The sequence below is a fragment of the Amycolatopsis thermalba genome (genome assembly GCF_003385215.1).
GTDB classification, from domain to species: Bacteria; Actinomycetota; Actinomycetes; order Mycobacteriales; family Pseudonocardiaceae; genus Amycolatopsis_E; species Amycolatopsis_E thermalba.
This window is the reverse complement of sequence record NZ_PQHW01000002.1, coordinates 72,349-87,545: the sequence shown is the minus strand read 5'-3', so window position 1 is coordinate 87,545 and position 15,197 is coordinate 72,349. Positions and strand designations below refer to the sequence as shown.

Annotated in this window: 17 protein-coding genes; 7 read left to right on the top strand and 10 right to left on the bottom strand. The window is 72.1% G+C overall.

The features are described 5' to 3' along the window. The first annotated feature begins 137 nt into the window (after positions 1 to 137). On the top strand, positions 138 to 1,070 hold the full coding sequence (coaA, locus tag D0D15_RS01420; RefSeq protein WP_094003517.1) for a type I pantothenate kinase: 933 nt from the start codon (positions 138 to 140) through the stop codon (positions 1,068 to 1,070). Positions 1,071 to 1,197: 127 nt separating this feature from the next. After that, a complete protein-coding gene (locus D0D15_RS36195) occupies positions 1,198 to 1,365 on the top strand; it encodes a hypothetical protein (protein WP_167481435.1) in 168 nt (55 codons plus the stop codon). Here D0D15_RS36195 and D0D15_RS01415 read toward each other — a convergent pair. From D0D15_RS01415 to D0D15_RS01395, 5 genes are all read right to left on the bottom strand, one after another. After that, positions 1,362 to 2,828 carry a hypothetical protein gene (locus D0D15_RS01415; protein WP_094003516.1) on the bottom strand — a complete coding sequence of 489 codons (1,467 nt, stop codon included), beginning with the start codon at positions 2,826 to 2,828 and terminating at the stop codon, positions 1,362 to 1,364. The genes D0D15_RS36195 and D0D15_RS01415 overlap by 4 nt on opposite strands. Positions 2,829 to 2,880: 52 nt before the next feature. Then, positions 2,881 to 3,906, bottom strand: a complete 1,026-nt coding sequence (locus tag D0D15_RS01410; protein WP_115944171.1) for a hypothetical protein — start codon at positions 3,904 to 3,906, stop codon at positions 2,881 to 2,883. Between the two features lie 6 nt (positions 3,907 to 3,912). After that, entirely contained in the window at positions 3,913 to 5,076 is a 1,164-nt protein-coding gene (locus D0D15_RS01405; protein WP_094003514.1) for a hypothetical protein, read from the bottom strand. Beyond that, positions 5,073 to 6,116, bottom strand: a complete 1,044-nt coding sequence (locus D0D15_RS01400) for a hypothetical protein (RefSeq protein ID WP_094003513.1) — start codon at positions 6,114 to 6,116, stop codon at positions 5,073 to 5,075. Before D0D15_RS01400 ends, D0D15_RS01405 begins: the two co-directional genes overlap by 4 nt. Positions 6,117 to 6,191: 75 nt before the next feature. Next, positions 6,192 to 6,539, bottom strand: coding sequence for a DUF3024 domain-containing protein (locus tag D0D15_RS01395; RefSeq protein WP_094003512.1), 348 nt, complete (start codon positions 6,537 to 6,539; stop codon positions 6,192 to 6,194). A gap of 55 nt (positions 6,540 to 6,594) precedes the next feature. On the opposite strand from D0D15_RS01395, the gene D0D15_RS01390 reads away from it, so the two are divergent. The 4 genes from D0D15_RS01390 (at position 6,595) to D0D15_RS01375 (ending at position 9,989) form a co-directional block, all read left to right on the top strand. Further along, positions 6,595 to 6,912 (top strand): nucleotide pyrophosphohydrolase, encoded by a 318-nt coding sequence (locus D0D15_RS01390; RefSeq protein WP_094003511.1) that lies wholly within the window; start codon positions 6,595 to 6,597, stop codon positions 6,910 to 6,912. Positions 6,913 to 7,087: 175 nt separating this feature from the next. Further along, positions 7,088 to 7,711: a hypothetical protein gene (locus tag D0D15_RS01385; protein WP_143266136.1), complete on the top strand. Its 624-nt coding sequence runs from the start codon at positions 7,088 to 7,090 to the stop codon at positions 7,709 to 7,711. A gap of 107 nt (positions 7,712 to 7,818) precedes the next feature. Beyond that, positions 7,819 to 9,219 (top strand): carboxylesterase/lipase family protein, encoded by a 1,401-nt coding sequence (locus D0D15_RS01380; RefSeq protein ID WP_198958115.1) that lies wholly within the window; start codon positions 7,819 to 7,821, stop codon positions 9,217 to 9,219. A 143-nt stretch (positions 9,220 to 9,362) separates the two neighbouring features. Beyond that, positions 9,363 to 9,989: a response regulator gene (locus D0D15_RS01375; protein ID WP_094003508.1), complete on the top strand. Its 627-nt coding sequence runs from the start codon at positions 9,363 to 9,365 to the stop codon at positions 9,987 to 9,989. Position 9,990: 1 nt separating this feature from the next. On the opposite strand, the gene D0D15_RS01370 is transcribed toward D0D15_RS01375, so the two are convergent. Beyond that, positions 9,991 to 11,043, bottom strand: coding sequence for an FUSC family protein (locus D0D15_RS01370; protein WP_094003507.1), 1,053 nt, complete (start codon positions 11,041 to 11,043; stop codon positions 9,991 to 9,993). 44 nt (positions 11,044 to 11,087) lie between these two features. Here D0D15_RS01370 and D0D15_RS01365 point away from each other — a divergent pair, with 44 nt between their 5' ends. Continuing rightward, on the top strand, positions 11,088 to 11,573 hold the full coding sequence (locus tag D0D15_RS01365; protein WP_233157045.1) for a MarR family winged helix-turn-helix transcriptional regulator: 486 nt from the start codon (positions 11,088 to 11,090) through the stop codon (positions 11,571 to 11,573). Positions 11,574 to 11,701: 128 nt separating this feature from the next. Here the strand turns inward: D0D15_RS01365 and D0D15_RS01360 are convergent, their stop codons facing one another. Genes D0D15_RS01360 through D0D15_RS01345 form a run of 4 tightly spaced genes read right to left on the bottom strand, consistent with a single transcriptional unit; the run spans position 11,702 to position 15,183 of the window. Beyond that, a complete protein-coding gene (locus tag D0D15_RS01360; protein ID WP_094003505.1) occupies positions 11,702 to 12,694 on the bottom strand; it encodes an ABC transporter substrate-binding protein in 993 nt (330 codons plus the stop codon). Then, a complete protein-coding gene (locus tag D0D15_RS01355) occupies positions 12,687 to 13,508 on the bottom strand; it encodes an ABC transporter permease (protein ID WP_094003504.1) in 822 nt (273 codons plus the stop codon). The genes D0D15_RS01360 and D0D15_RS01355 overlap by 8 nt, the downstream gene beginning before the upstream one ends. Further along, positions 13,505 to 14,263, bottom strand: a complete 759-nt coding sequence (locus tag D0D15_RS01350) for an ABC transporter ATP-binding protein (protein WP_094003503.1) — start codon at positions 14,261 to 14,263, stop codon at positions 13,505 to 13,507. Before D0D15_RS01350 ends, D0D15_RS01355 begins: the two co-directional genes overlap by 4 nt. Then, a complete protein-coding gene (locus tag D0D15_RS01345; RefSeq protein ID WP_094003502.1) occupies positions 14,260 to 15,183 on the bottom strand; it encodes a DUF6282 family protein in 924 nt (307 codons plus the stop codon). The genes D0D15_RS01350 and D0D15_RS01345 overlap by 4 nt, the downstream gene beginning before the upstream one ends. Positions 15,184 to 15,197 lie beyond the last annotated feature (14 nt).

The following is a 15,197-nucleotide window of genomic DNA, read 5'->3' as shown; positions in this document are numbered from 1 at the left end:
CGGCCCTGGTCACGGGCGGTTCCGGGCGCGCGTGTAGAAGGTCACAGCGCATTTACTCGCCGTAAGACCTACCGTTGAAGCTGCGTTACGGAGATGTCGACGCCAGCCCAGCCCACCGACGGGCAAGGAGTGTGGGAATGCCACGGGTACGTGAGCTCAGCCCGTACGTCGAGCTCCACCGGGAGCAGTGGCGGGAGCTGCGTCGCAGCACACCGTTGCCGCTGACTGCCGAGGAGCTGCACGGCCTGCGGGGGCTCGGCGAACAAATCGATCTCACCGAGGTCGCCGAGGTCTACCTGCCGCTGTCCCGCCTGATCAACCTGCAGGTCGCGGCGCGTCAACGCCTGTACGAGGCCACCACGACCTTCCTCGGCGAGGACTGCCGGGGCACCAAGGTGCCGTTCGTGATCGGCATCGCCGGCAGCGTCGCGGTCGGCAAGTCGACCACCGCGCGCATCCTGCGCACCCTGCTCGCCCGCTGGCCGGACCACCCGCGCGTGGACCTGGTGACCACGGACGGCTTCCTGTACCCGAAGGCCGAGCTGGTGCGCCGCGGCATCATGCACCGCAAGGGCTTCCCGGAGAGCTACGACCGCCGCGCGCTGCTGCGGTTCGTCTCCGACGTCAAGTCCGGCGCCGAGTCGGTCAGCGCGCCGGTGTACTCGCACCTGGCCTACGACATCCTGCCCGGCGAGGAGCAGGTGGTGAACCGGCCGGACATCCTCATCATCGAGGGCCTCAACGTGCTGCAGCCCGGCTCGCGGCTGACGGTGTCGGACCTGTTCGACTTCTCCATCTACGTCGACGCGCACATCGAGGACATCGAGCGCTGGTACGTCGAGCGGTTCCTCAAGCTGCGCAGCACGGCGTTCGCGGACCCGGCCTCGCACTTCCACCACTTCGCGACGCTGGACGACGTGGAGGCCCGCGCCGAGGCGCGGCACCTGTGGCGCACGATCAACGAGCCGAACCTGGTGGAGAACATCCTGCCGACCCGCCCCCGCGCGACGCTGGTGCTGCGGAAGGACCCGGACCACAGCATCAACCGGGTCCGCCTGCGCAAGCTGTAGGCACGCCCTCGGCCGAATGGCTGACCCCGCTCGCCGAGCGGTAACCGGTTGGCCGATACCGCGGGCACCCGGCAAAGCTCACCCTGGAGGGCAGGAAATGCGCCCTGACCAGGGAGGAGGCACGCCGATGTTCGCGATCATCTTCACGTGGATCGGTGCCGTGCTCGGTATCGCGGTGCTGCTGGTGATGGCCTTCGGTGCGTTCGTCCTCGATTTCGAAGACGCTCTCGCCGACCGCCGCCGCAAGCGCCGCCTGGACCCGGTGGCAGCGGAGGGCCCGACCGCGGTGCCCTAGTCCGCCGAGCCGGCGTCCAGCTCGTCGAGCGCGGCCACGTAGTCGTCGAGGTCGAACTCCAGGTTGCCGTCCTCGTCGGCGGTGAGGTGCTCCTCCAGGACCGCGGTCAGCTCGGCCAGCACCTCGTCGCGTTCCAGGCCGGACTCGGTCAGGCGCTGGGCGGCGATCCACGTCTCGGCGGGCTCGCCGTCCCACAGCTGGTCGACGACCGTGGTCAGCGCGACCGCCCGCAGCTCCGACTCCTCGTCGTCGAACTCGGCGGCGAACTCGCTCAGCACCAGCATCCGGCGCTGCTCGGGGTCGGACGGGTCCAGCTCGACCTCGTCGTCCTCGGTCTCCACGGTCAGCGACGGCAGCGCGAACTGACGGCGTTCCAGCAGGTCCTGCACGTCCTCCGGGGTCAGGTCCTCGGAACCGGTCAGGTAGGCGTCCAATGCGGACTCCTCCTCCGGGTCGCGGTCGTCCAGCCGGTCCTCGACCGTCTCGACCAGGGCGGTCAGCGTGTCCTCGGGCAGGCCCTGGCGCTCGCCGAACACCCGCGCCCACACCGGCAGCAGCGCGGCCATCGCCGCGTCCTGCTCGTCGGTCAGCTCGATCTGCCCGTCGTCCACGAAGTCCACAAAGGACTCCAGCTTGGCCGGGCCGACGCGCAGCGGGCGCCGCGAGTCGTGCTCCAAGCCGAACTCGATCAGGCGCAGCGCGACCACCCGGGCGTCCTCGGTGTCGCCGACCTCGTCCCCGGCCGCGGCGAAGAACGAGTCGATGACCTCGGCCTGCTCCTCCACCGTCAGCGGCTCCGGCTCCCCGGCCTCGGCCGGCTCCGGCAGCGTCCGCAGGCGGGCCAGCGCGAGCGCGCGGAACCGGACGAAGTCCTCGCCCACCTCGGGCTCGGCCTGCCACTCGGTGCCGGCGAACGCGTCCGCGATCACCTCGTGGGCCTGCTCGGGGCCGATTTCCGCGGACTCGCCCACCGTGCGCAGCTCGGCCAGCACGTCCTGCGGCGACTCGACGATCGCGGCGTCGGTGACCCAGCCGCCGAAGCTGCCGTAGTTGATCGAGACGACCAGGCCGTGGTCGCCGAACGACACCAGCACCGAGCTCTCGTCGCCGTAGACGTCGGTGGCGCGCCAGCACTGGCCGGGCGTGACCTGGTTCAGCCGTGCCGCCCAGGCCGGTTCGGGCAGCCCGAACTTCTCCAGCGCCAGGCCCGCGGCCTCCCGCTGGTCCTCGTCGGTGGCCAGGACGCGCAGCGCGGCCAGCGGCGCCACCAGGCGCTCCGGCTCGGCGGTGTCGGCGGCGAGGTCGATCAGGCCGGCCGCGAGGTCGTCGTCGGCCTCCCACCACTCGCCGAGGATCTCCGAGGTGACCAGCTCGACGCGGGTCGGATCGGCGTCGTTCCCCAGTTCGGCGAAGGCGTTCAGAACCTCGTCGAAGGCGGTCTCCGGCTGCGGCACCTCGGTCATGGCGCACATAGTCGCACCAGCGGCACCCCGGCTCACGCGCGGGACCGGCGTCTCAGTCCGTGGGCAGCGCGATCCGGGCGTTCCGGATTTCGGTGATCAACCGGACCTTGCGCTTGTGCCGTCCGACCAGCTCGGCGAGGTAGGGCGCGAAGTCCGCCGGGCGGCCGACGGTGCGGTAGAGCGCGCGCAGGCGGCGCAGGGCACGGGCGGCCTCGCGGTAGTGCTCGACGGTCCGGCCGCCGATCAGCGACTCGACGTGCTCGCGGTGGACCGCCAGCAGCCCGGCCGCCTCCTCCTGACGCCCGGCCGCCACCAGTGCCTCGATCAACGCCTCCGCGTGCTCCGGCGTCGGCTCGCGGTCGAACTCCGCGCGGCGCAGGCTCAGCACGTCGTCGGCCAGCTCGGCGGCCGCCGGGTCCTGCTTGAGCGCCCGCGCCGCGTAGGTGATCGCCTCGCTCGTGCGGCCGGCGGCGCGCAGGACACGGACGATGCGCAGGCTCGCCTCCATCCGCGGCAGCTGCGTCGACAGGATCGCGACCAGCCCGTCGACGTCGCCGGAGATCTCCACGAGCTGCTCGTGCAAGCGCTCGGCGACCGGCCGCTTGGCCCGGTCGGGGCGGGCCCGGTCCACGTGGGACCGCAGCTGGGCCAGCCCGGTCTCGCCGAGCGGGCCGGCGAACTCGGCCAGGTCGATCTCGGCCCGCCCGTCGAAGGCGACCCCGGCCAGCCAGTCGGCCAGCTCGACCGGGTCCGGCGCCCGCGCCGCGCAGGCCCGCGCGTAGAGGCCCAGTGCGCGGCGCAGCTCGGCGCCGTCGCCCTCGTCGCGGCTGATGCGCTCGACGGTGCGCCGGGCCAGCGGGGCGACGTCGGCGCGGGTGCCGGAGTCGAGCAGCCGCTGCACGGTGTCCAGCACCGGGCCGATCTTCGTGTTCTCCGCCGCGGGCTCCGGCGTCCCGGCTCGCAGTTCGAGGGACCGCCGCAGCTCCGGATCGCGTTCGGCCTGGTCGTGGAGCAGCCCGGCCAGCGTCTCGGTGTCGAGGGAGGACAGGTAGGCGCGGAGATCCGTCACCCCGCACATCCTGGCCTACTCGCGTCGCAGCGCGATCGGCGCGGCACCGCCCGTTTCATGATCGGAATCCGCGTCCTCCTCGGCGAGCAGGTCGCGGAACTCCTCGGTGATCTCGTCCAGCTCCTCCAGCAGCCGCTCGATCGCGGCGGGGCGCAGCCCGGACCGCTCGCCGGCCCAGCGGCCCCACGGCGGCAGGACCTCCGGCAGGGTCTCCAGGAACTCCGCCGGGAAGCCTTCGGCGTCCAGCACGTCCTCCAGCAGGAGGTCGAACTTGCCCGGCCCGACCCGCAGCGGGCGGCCGAAGTCGTCGTCGCAGCCGTAGTCCACGAGGAACCGGACGCAATCGGTGAACCAGCGGTCGTCGCGGACGCCGTCGGCCTCGGCGAGGAAGGCGCGCACCAGCTCGTCCCGCTCGGCCTCGGTGAACGTGGGCGGCTCCACCGGCGGATCGGCGGGCGGCATGGCCCGCAGCCGGGCGGCCAGCAAGGCGCGCAGCGGGGTGAGCGGGTCCTCGGCGATCACGTCCGGCAGCAGGGCCGCCGCGCTGTCGTTGACCGCGACCGCGTCTTCGAGGATGCGGCGCGCCCGCGGCAGCGGGATCCGCTCGGTCACCAGGACCTCGCTGGCCTCCTCGCTCGCGCGCATGCTGTCCACCAGGTCGTCCACCTGGTCGGTGAGGTAGACGTCGCCCAGCCCGCCGCCGCTGAGCTCGACCTCGGCGACCAGCCCGTGGACGTGCCCGGACCGGTCCCCGCGCAGGACCAGGGTGGCGCCGTCGCCGAACACGTCGGCCTGCTGCCAGCACTCGGTGACGGTGAGGTCGCCCAGGTCCCACGGCGGTTCGGGCATGGCGGAGAACGTCTCGGCCGCCGCCCCGGCGCGGGTGCGCTGCTCGTCGGTCAGCGCCAGGTGCTGCAGCATCCGCAGCAGCGCGCGGGCGGCCGGGCTCGGCCGGCGCGCGGCGTCATCGATCAGCGGGAGCACGACGTCGCGACCTTCGTCTGAGGGGTGCCACAGGTCGCCGAGGATCGTCGACGCCATCAGCTCGACCTCGATCGGGTCGCGCTCGGCCAGCGCGTCCTCGGCGTCGGCGAGCACGGTCTTGAGCAGCTGGCGGCGCTCGTCGGAGACGCCGGGCTTCTTCTTGGCGGGCTTGCGCTTCCGGCTGACCGGGCTCATGCGCCCATGGTGGCAGCTTTCCGGCCGGACACCACCTTCGGCACGGCGATGCGGGCGTTGCGGACCTCGACGAGGAGGCGGGTCTTGCGCTTGTGGGTCTCGACCAGGCCGGCCAGGTACTCGCCGAACTCCGGCACCCGGTCCGCGCGCTTGTGCAGGGCGCGCAGCTCGCGCAGCCGCTGGGCCGCCTCGCGGTAGCCGGCCGGGTCCTTGAGCTCGATGAGTTCCTCGACGTGCAGGCGGTAGACCGGGATCGCCGCGGCCGGATCGCGGTCGGCGAGCCGGGCCAGCGCCTGGGTGCGCTCGTCGGGCCAGCGGCCGAGTTCCTCGGCGGCGGCGCGCAGGGCGCGGTAGGTGTCCGGGGACGGGTGGCGGCGGAACTCGGCCCGGCGCAGGGCGAGCACGCCCTCGCGCGGGTGCACGACGGTGCGGGCGGCGTGCGCGATGGCCTCACCGTGGCGGCCGGCGGAGCGCAGCAGGCGGACGATGCGCAACGCGGTGGCCGGGGTGGGCGGCTGGGCGGACAGGATCGCCAGTAGCGCGTCGACGTCGCCGGTGACCTCGGCGAGCTGCTCGGTCAGGCGGCGGGTGGCGTCGGTCTGCGGGGTCTTCGTGAGCGCGGCCTTCAGGTGCGCGAGTCCTTCGTCGCCGAGGGCGGGCGCGAAGTCGGCGAGGTTGATCTCGGGCCAGCCGGGCCGGTCGAGCTGGGTGTCCAGGATCCAGTCGGCCAGCTCGCGCGGGTCGGGGCGGTGGACCGCGCAGGCGCGGGCGTACAGGCCGATCGCGCGGCGCAGCTCGGCGCCGGTGGCGTCGCTGTCGGCCATCCGGCGGGCCAGCGGGGTCAGATCGGCCTGGGTGCCCGCGTCGAGGAGTCGTTGCAGCGTGTCCAGGACGGGGCCGACCTTGCCGTGCGCGACCGCCCGCAGCTCCAGCTCGTGTCGTAACCGCGGGTCACGATCGGCCTGTTCGAGGAGGAGTTCGGCCAGCGTCTCCGCATCGAGAGTGCGCAGATAGGCACGCAGATCCGGGGCCGAGGTCATGCGGACAATCCTGCCGCACCCGATGGGAGGAGAACGTCACCCAACAGCGTCGTCTTCCCTGACGCTGCGTGAGCATCAGCAGGGGCTGAGCCACTGGAAGAAGTAACCGGTCTCGGCGCCACGATCGAGGTCGTCCAGAAGGGGGACGGGCGAGATCTCCGGAACGCTGCGCGGGTACGGGCGCCAGCGGCCCGCGTCGGCGAGGTAGTAGAGCGACCACATCTCGTCGAGGCCGTAGCGGAGCTGGGCGAAGGGCCGTTCGGCCGGCCCGTCGCCCACCCATCCGGCCCGCCGCTCGACGAGGGTCACGATGCGCCCGCGCCAGCGGGACATGACCGTGTACTCGTCGCGCTGACCTGCCGGAACCCGCCGCTCACACCAACGATCGATCTGGCGTTGCTGGAGCTCGGGGATCGGCGACATACCCACAGTGATACCGCAACCCGATCGGGTCGTGCGGCACCGGATACTGCGCCCTGTGACGCTCGACGATCTGCAACGGCGGCTGGCCGAGTTCGCCGCCGCCCGGGACTGGCAACGATTCCACACGCCGAAGAACCTGGTGATGGCCCTGTCCGGCGAGGTGGGCGAGCTGACGGCGCTGTTCCAGTGGCTGACGCCGGCGGAGTCGGCTTCGGTGCTCGAGGACCCGGCCACGCGCGCCGCGGTGCTCGACGAGCTGGCCGACGTGACGATCTACCTCGCCCGGCTGGCCTACGTGCTCGGCGTGGACCTCCTGGAAGCCGCCGAGGCGAAGGTGAACCGCAACGAGTCGCGATTCCCGGTACCGGAGTAGTTACGCCGTAGCAGGGCGGAAGGTTGCCCCGCTATGGCACATGGCACTCGCGGTGCACGTCCCACTCCCGGAAAGCGTGAACCTCGGTAGACCGCACTTCGTCATTCGTTCACGACGGCGGGCGGTTCGGGCGCCGGGATGGCTGTCCCGGCCGACGGACGGGAGGTTTTCGATCATGAGAACTCTGCGGTGTGCTGCCGTTCTGGCGGCGGCTCTGGCATCGGCGGTGCTCGCTTCCGGAGCGGCGTCCGCCGCCCCGCAACCACAACGGGCCGCCGTCGACCTCGACGGCGACGGCACGCCGGACCTGGCGACACTCACCACGACGGGCGACTACACGCAGCGGCTGGAGTTCACCGTGCGCGGCGTGACGACAGCCGTCGACCTGCCCGGGGCTCCCGCGCCGATGCGCGTCACCGACATCGACGGCGACGGCAGGCAGGAGGTGGTCGTGCTCGAGACCGCCGGCGCCAACACGCTCTGGTACGGCGTCTGGGACTACGACGGCACCGGCCCGCGCACTCTGTCCACAACGGACGGTGAGAAGCTGTACCTGTACGAGGGCGGCGGCGTCACGACCCGGCTCGGCTACGAATGCGCCGACAACTCCTCCGGCGGCCGGGACCTCATCACGCTGGCCGCGCTGATGGACGACAACACCTCCGCCATGACCTACAGCGGACAGCGGGTGCTCTACGAGATCCACGACGGGACCGCCCGCGAGGTGACCACCTACACCATCACCTCGGCCCCGCAGGACGATCCGGTACTGCGCACCACGCCGGAATCCTGCGTCTGACGGTGGCGACCTGGCGGGCACCGAGCACCCCGGTGCCCGCCTTCCGCTGACCAGGACGGCGTCGCCGGTGGGTGACTTGGTCGCAGAACCTGTGATATCCACGACCGGTGGATCCCATCGTGCAGACCAGGTCCGGGGCCGTCCGCGGCGTGACCGACGGGGTGGTCAGTTCCTTCAAGGGCATTCCGTTCGCCGGACCGTTGACCGGTGCCGCGCGGTTCCAGGCGCCCACCGGGCCCGAGCCGTGGGACGGGACGCGACCCGCGGACCGGTTTTCGGCCTCGCCGCCGCAGGGGTCGCTGTTTCCCGGCATGCCGTCGGCCTGGCAGCCGGGTGAAGGGGACGACTTCCTCAGCGTCAACGTGTGGACCCCGGACGCCGGTGGCAGCGGTCTGCCCGTCATGGTCTGGATCTACGGCGGCGCCTACCTCATCGGCACCGCGCGGCAGCCCGAGTACGACGGCGCCAACCTCGCCCGCGCCGGGGTGGTCGTCGTGACGTTCAACTACCGCGTCGGCCTCGAGGGGTTCGGCTGGCTGCCCGGGGCGCCCGCCAACCGGGCCTTCCTGGACCAGCTCGCGGCGCTGCGCTGGGTCCAGGACAACATCGCGAACTTCGGCGGCGACCCGGACAACGTGACGATCTTCGGCGAGTCCGCCGGTGGCACGTCCGTCGCGGCGCTGACCGCCTCCGACGCCGGGCGCGGCCTCTTCCGGCGGGCCATCGGGCAGAGCATCGCGCAGGGGTTCCTCTCCGAGAACCGCGTGCGGCGCACCACCGAGCGCATCGCGGCGGCCCTCGGCGTCCCGGCCACGCTCGACGGCTTCGCGCAGGTGCCCTCCGAAGCCATCCACGCCGTGCAGATGGTGCCCGGCGAGATCACGCCGTTCGGCCCCATCGTCGACGGTGAGCTGGTCACCGACCTCCCGTGGCGCACCCTGCGCGCCGAGGTCGACCTGGTCGCCGGCTTCAACCACGACGAGTTCACCCTCTTCGTCGCCGGCCAGGACCTCTCCGGCGCCGACCCCGCCGCCACCGCCGACGCCGTGGGCCTGCCCGCCGGCGCGATCGCCGAGTACCGGGCCGCCCACCCCGGCCTGTCGGACGCCGACCTGCACGTCCTGATCCTGTCCGACCGCACCTTCCGCCTGCCGTCGCTGTGGTCCGCGCAGAACCACCCCGGCCGCAGCTGGTGCTACGAGCTGACCTGGCCGTCGCCCGCGTTCGGCGGGATGCTGCGGTCCTGCCACGCGCTCGACGTTCCGCTGACGTTCGGCAACTTCACCGGCCCGCTCGCCGAAATGCTGCTGGGCAACCCGGCCCCGCCGGAAGCGGACACGTTGTCGAAGGAGATCCGCAAGGCGTGGGTCTCCTTCGCCACGACCGGCGACCCGGGCTGGCCGGAGTACGACAAGGACCACCGGCTCACCCGCATCTGGGACGTGCCGGTCTCGGTGACGAGCGACCCGATAGCGAGTTCGCGACGGATCTGGGAGGCGGCGGCGTGAAGCTCCGGGCCCGGCTCAACCGGACCTGGCCGACGCGCTCGAAGCCGCCGGGGCACGAGCCGCCTTCGACAAGCTCTCCTACAGCCGGCAGCGCCGCATCGCGAAGGCGGTCGAAGACCTCTCCGGCTGACTAGGCTCGGGGTATGGCCATCGAGGTGCTGCTCGTCGACGATCACGAGGTCGTGCGGCGCGGCCTGCGGGAAATGCTGAGCGACGAACCGGACATCGAGGTCGTCGCCGAGGCGGGTAGCGCCGACGAGGCCATCGCGGTGGCCATGCACGTCGAGCCGGACGTGGCCGTCGTCGACGTGCGGCTCGGCGACGGTGACGGCGTCGCGCTGTGCCGGGAGTTGCGGGCGCGGCCGAACCCGCCGTACTGCCTGGTCCTCACCGCGTTCGACGACGAGGAGGCCATGGTCGGCGCGATCATGGCCGGCGCCTCCGGCTACCTGCTGAAACAGGTCCGGGGCCAGGACGTGGTCAACGCCGTGCGCGAGGTCGCCGCCGGCCGGTCCCTGCTCGACCCGGTCACCACCGCCCGCGTGCTCGACAAGCTGCGTCACCCCGCCGACGACGAGCTGGCGCGCCTGACCGACCGGGAACGCACGGTGCTGGAGCTGATCGGCGAGGGCCTGTCCAACCGGGAGATCGCCGAGCGCCTGTTCCTCGCCGAGAAGACCGTGAAGAACCACGTCACGTCGGTGCTGTCCAAGCTGGGCATGCAGCGCCGCACGCAGGCGGTGGCGTGGGTGGCGCGGCGCTCGAAGTAGGTCAGGCCAGCTGGTAGCCGCGGCCCGGCCGGACCAGCGCGGCGGCCAGGCCGACGGCCGCGCCGAGCACGGTGTCCACCAGCCGGTCGGCGGTGACGGCCAGCGTGTCGACCGGCGCCGCCATCGAGCCGAGCAGCAGCACCAGGGGCGTCACGAACACCATCGCGAGCGCGTAGTTGCGGATGACCGTCAGCTCCGCGCCGAGCAGCGCGACCACGATCACCGCGAGCTTCACCGGTTGCGGCAGGTCGAGCGTCAGCAACAACGCGGCCACCAGGACACCGACGACCGTGCCCGACACGCGCTGCACGAAGCGGTGCATCGTGTGCTGCAGGTGCGTGGCCTGCAGCACGGCGGCCGCCGCGACGGTCGCCCAGTACGGGTGCCCGAGGCCGAGCGCGTGCGCGAGCAGACCGGTCGCCAGCACCCCGGCGAACACCTTCACCGCACGCGGCCACTCGGGCGAGGACCGGTCCAGCGCGGCCCGCAGCCCCGTGCGCCACGAGGTCGGCCGGTCGTCGTGGTCGAAGAACAGCCACCCGGACACCGCCACGACCCACGCGCCCAGCGCGCCCGCGGCCGCGACCCCGACCTGTGCGGCGACGCCCGGCCAGCTCACCGGGACGGCCGACGTGGTCCCCGCGGCGAAGACGAACATGAGCCCGCCGGGCGGCCCCGACCGGATACCGTCCGTGAACAGTTTCGCGGCCGCCGCGACCAGGGCGACCATGATCGCGACCGGCACCGGGCCCCAGCCGGCCGCCGACGCCGTCCCCCCGAGGCCGACGGCGGCCGTCAGACCTGCGCCGATCACGGCGAGCAGCCGGGCCCTCACCGGATACGGCTCGAAGCGGGCGTGCACCGCGGTCATCCCGCCGAACGCCGCGGCGGGGGCCAGCTCGGTGTGCCCTGCGGTCACAACCGCGACCAGGACTATGTTCGCCCCGGTCATGGCCCGTAACGCGGACACCAGGGCCCGGTCGGCCGGGCGCAGGTGCCACCAGCCGCGCGGCGAGAGCGCGCGGAAGAGGTCGTGGCGGCCGAAATAATTCACGAGTAAAATACTAACGAACGATTTGCGTGCGAAGGAGCTCAGCGGTGAGTGATCTCGTCGACAGAGTGCGGCAGCAGTGGCAGGACGTGCACCCCGGCCTCGACACGTCCGGGATGGCCGTCGTCGGCCGGGTGCTGCGGCTGGCCTCGCTGATCCGCCGCGCGACCGACGACCTCCTGCTGGCCAACGACCTGAACCGCGCCGAGTTCGACGTGCTGTGCGCGTTGCGGCGCAACGAGGTGCTCAGCCCCGGCCAGATCAGCCGCGAGATGCTGTCCTCCGGTGCGGCGATCACCAAGCGGCTGGACCGGCTGGAACGGCTCGGCCTGGTGTCCCGGACGGCGAGCGAACGCGACCGGCGCGTGGTGCAGGTCCGGCTGACCGAGCGCGGCGTGGAGCTGATCGACCGGCTGCTGCCCGAACACCTCGAAGGCGAGAAGGTCGCGCTGGCGAACCTGGCACCGGAGCAGCAGGCGGAGCTGGCCGGGCTGCTGAAGGTGATGCTGGAGACGGTCGAAGGTGTCGGCTGAGGACGCGCCCTCCGCTCAGCGGCGCACCGGACGCGGCCGCTGAGCGTGGAACTCGCGCGCCCGAGCGTGGAACTCGCGCGCCCGAGCGTGGAACTCGCGCGCCCGAGCGTGGGACTCGCGCGTGGGTGTTAGAGCAACACGGCGCCGTAGTCCGGGGCCTTCTTCACCAGTCCGCTGTCCAGGTGGAACTTCCGCGCGGTGTCGTACGAGGTCTGCTGGACGTCCGGGGACACCGGGATCTCGTGCCGCAGGATGGGCAGCAACGCGTCCAGCGCCGCCGGATCCGTCGACTTCAGGTACTGCCCGAGCAGCTCGCGAGCGCCGGCCGGGTCGCCGTGCACGTCGGCCAGCGCCCGTCCCATCGCCCGCTGGAACGCGGCGAACTCGTCCTTCTTGCGGGCCAGCAGCTTCCGGGTGCTGAACACGCAGCCGTGCAACGCTCCCGTCAGGCTCGGCACGTCCCCGGCCGCCGGCGAGATGTGGATGCGCCCGGCGCCGGCCGCCTCCGCCTGCTGCCCGATCGGCTGGAAGAACGCCAGCGCGTCCACCCGGTCCGACTTGAGGGCACCGATCGCGGACGTCGCGGCGCTGCCCAGGTTCACCAGCGTCGCGTCGGTTTCGGCGTTGCGGCCGATGCTGCCGAACAGGTACTTCACCAGCGCCTCGGTGCCGCTGCCCGGCCCGGTGATGCCGATGTTCTTCCCCACCAGCGCGCGGATCTTCTCCTCCAGCGACCCCGCCTCCGGGAACGACGGCGGCACCACGATGTCCACGTAGTACTCGGTCACCAGGCTCGTCACGATCCGCGTGCCGTCGTCGATCTTGGCCAGGTTGAACGCGTCCGTGATGACCCCGGCGCCGAGGTCGATACTGCCCGACTTGAGCGCCGCCGCCACCTTCGCGCCGGTGCCCAGCCGGGGCCGCTCGCCCAGGGTCAGGCCTTCGGCCGCGAAGTAGCCGCGCTTCTCCGCGATGAACAGCGGGAAGAACGCCGCCGAATCGCTGATCTGGCCGACGTTGAGCACGCCGGAGGGTGTGGTCGACTCACGCGTCGCGCACGCCCCCGCCAGCAGCAGCGGGCTCGCGGCAAGCGCTTTCAGAAACGTCCGCCGGTCACCCATCGATCGGCTTCCAGCGGTTGACGCGACGGCCGATCAGCCCGACCAGGACGTTGAGCAGCCCCGCCACGACGCTCAGCACGACCAGCGTGGCGAACACCCCGGCGGTGTCGAACTGCGCCGCCGCGTCGTTGATCAGGTAACCCAGCCCGCGGTTGGACGCGACCAGCTCCCCGATCACCGCCCCGATCAACGCGTACGGGATCGCCACCTTGAGCCCGGTGAGCACCCCGGTCATCGACGCCGGCAGCACGACCTTGCGTGCGATGTCCCGCCGGTTGCCACCCATCAGGCGCACCGCGTCGACCAGCCCGCGGTCGACCTCGCGCACGCCGGCCGCGGTGTTGAGGAACACCAGGAAGAACACCGTCGCCGCGGCGAGCAGCACCTTCATGTGCATCCCGATGCCGAACCACACGATGAACAGCGGCGCGAGCGCGACCTTCGGGATCGAGTACAGCGCCATCATGAACGGGTCGAGCACGCGGTAGAGCAGGTTCAGCGACGCCAGCACGAACCCGGCGATCGCGCCGGTCACCGCGCCGAGCAGGAACCCGTAGACGATCTCCTGCACGGTGATCCAGGTGTTCGTCCACAGCGTCCCGTCGGCGCTCCACTCGCCGAGCCGCCGGACGATGTCGCTGGGCTTGCTGGTGAACGTGCTGTCGATCCAGCGGTCCGCGGCGATCTGCCACAGCACCAGGAACGCGGCCAGCAACGCGACGCGCAGCGCCCACACCGTGGTCGTGGTGCCGTTGCGCTGCCACCAGGTGCGATCCACACTGACCCGCACGGGCCCGGTTGCGGTGAGGGTCATGCGACGGCCTCCTTCAGGGCTCCGGCGAGTTCCCGGTGCAGCGCCACGAACTCCGGATCCACCCGCAGGTCGTCGGCCGAGCGGGGGCGGGCGAGGGTGATCGGGCGGTCGAGCAGGATCGTGCCGAGCGAACCGAGCACGACGACCCGGTCGCCGAGCAGCAGCGCCTCCTCGATGTCGTGCGTCACGAACACGACGGTCTGGCCGCTGCCCTGCCACAGCCGCAGCAGCTCCTCCTGCAGTTCGGTGCGCAGCTGCGCGTCGAGCGCGCCGAACGGCTCGTCCATCAGCAGGGTTTCCGGCGCGCCTGCCAGCATCCGCGCCAGGCTCGCGCGGCGCCGCATGCCGCCGGACAGCTCACGCGGGTAGTGCTTCTCGAACCCGCTCAGGCCGACGCGCCGCACCAGGTCGAGCGCGGTCTCCCGGCGCGTGCGCGCGTCCACTCCCCTGATCTCCAGCGGCATTTCCACGTTGCGCAGCACGTCCCGCCACGGCATCAGCGTGTCGTGCTGGGTCAGGTAGCCGATGCTCGTGTCCGGCCCGGTGAGCCTGCGGTCGTGGTACCGGATCTCGCCGGTGCTCGGTTCGGTCAGCCCGGCGAGCAGGTTGAGCAGCGTGGACTTGCCGCACCCGCTGCGGCCGAGCAGGGTCACGAAGCTGCCCGGCTCGATGTCGAGGCTGAACTCGCGGAGCGCGACCACAGCCGAGTCGTCCTTGACGAACTGCTTGGTGATCGCGTCCGCGGTGAGGCTCATGCGTCCGCCCCCACCAGGCGGCGGCTGTTCACGACGATCATCGTGTGCACCTCGTCCGCGGTGAAGCCGTACTCCAGCAGCCGGTCCGCGGCCAGCGCCAGGCCGTGCTCGACCGGCGGGTTGAACGGCTGCCCCAGGTCGCTGGAGATCACCGAGTGCTCCGGGCCGGTCGCGCGGATGTTGCCGAGCCAGACGTCCCAGCTCACCTTGCCGGTGTAGGGCGTGGTGAAGCAGCGTTCCAGCAGCGCGCCCTTCTCGGCCAGCGCGCGCTGCCGCTCGATGCCGATGCGCTGCGAGGTGAACTCGGGGTGGGTCACGACGATCCGCCGCACCCCCTCCTCGATCGCGGCGTCGATCACCGCGGCCGACTCGTCCTGGTGCAGGTGTCCGGTCGCGAGCGTCATGTCGTGCTTGGCGACCAGGCTGAGCACCTGGCGGGTCTTCTCCAGCACCTTGCCGTCGGCGTCCAGCACGTCCACCGGGTCCGCGGCCATTCCCGCGGCGGCGAGGTCGGCCTGCACCTGCGCCCACATCGGCGGTTTCGCGCCCTCCGGCTCGCGGGCCTGGCACTGCCGCTGGTTGGCGCTGTCCACGGTGGGCAGCCAGACGAACGTGGCGCCGCCGCGGCCGGCGATCTCGACCGCGATCGGGTTCATGCCGCCGACCGAGGCGTTGAGCGTGATCGCGCCGCGGGCGTCGATGCCGGGGCGGGCCCGGTTGACGACCGCGGCGCGCTCGGCCGTGGGCAGGTAGTGGGATTTCAGGACGAAGCCGGCGAGCCCGGCTTCGGCGAAGCGCTCGGCGAGCGTCAGGTCGTCGATCCGCCGTCGCATCACGTCCGGCGCGACGTGGATGTGCACGTCATAGGCGCCGCGGACGAGGTCTCGGGCACGTTGGGTGGGTACCGGGTGGTCTGCCATGCCGCTCCTTTGCG

Bases quoted from the DNA above. Each gene is read 5' to 3' on its own strand.
- coaA (WP_094003517.1), top strand. From the start codon at position 138: ATGCCACGGGTACGTGAGCTCAGCCCGTACGTCGAGCTCCACCGGGAG.
- D0D15_RS36195 (WP_167481435.1), top strand. From the start codon at position 1,198: ATGTTCGCGATCATCTTCACGTGGATCGGTGCCGTGCTCGGTATCGCG.
- D0D15_RS01415 (WP_094003516.1), bottom strand. From the start codon at position 2,828: ATGACCGAGGTGCCGCAGCCGGAGACCGCCTTCGACGAGGTTCTGAAC.
- D0D15_RS01410 (WP_115944171.1), bottom strand. From the start codon at position 3,906: ATGTGCGGGGTGACGGATCTCCGCGCCTACCTGTCCTCCCTCGACACC.
- D0D15_RS01405 (WP_094003514.1), bottom strand. From the start codon at position 5,076: ATGAGCCCGGTCAGCCGGAAGCGCAAGCCCGCCAAGAAGAAGCCCGGC.
- D0D15_RS01400 (WP_094003513.1), bottom strand. From the start codon at position 6,116: ATGACCTCGGCCCCGGATCTGCGTGCCTATCTGCGCACTCTCGATGCG.
- D0D15_RS01395 (WP_094003512.1), bottom strand. From the start codon at position 6,539: ATGTCGCCGATCCCCGAGCTCCAGCAACGCCAGATCGATCGTTGGTGT.
- D0D15_RS01385 (WP_143266136.1), top strand. From the start codon at position 7,088: ATGAGAACTCTGCGGTGTGCTGCCGTTCTGGCGGCGGCTCTGGCATCG.
- D0D15_RS01375 (WP_094003508.1), top strand. From the start codon at position 9,363: ATGGCCATCGAGGTGCTGCTCGTCGACGATCACGAGGTCGTGCGGCGC.
- D0D15_RS01360 (WP_094003505.1), bottom strand. From the start codon at position 12,694: ATGGGTGACCGGCGGACGTTTCTGAAAGCGCTTGCCGCGAGCCCGCTG.
- D0D15_RS01355 (WP_094003504.1), bottom strand. From the start codon at position 13,508: ATGACCCTCACCGCAACCGGGCCCGTGCGGGTCAGTGTGGATCGCACC.
- D0D15_RS01350 (WP_094003503.1), bottom strand. From the start codon at position 14,263: ATGAGCCTCACCGCGGACGCGATCACCAAGCAGTTCGTCAAGGACGAC.
- D0D15_RS01345 (WP_094003502.1), bottom strand. From the start codon at position 15,183: ATGGCAGACCACCCGGTACCCACCCAACGTGCCCGAGACCTCGTCCGC.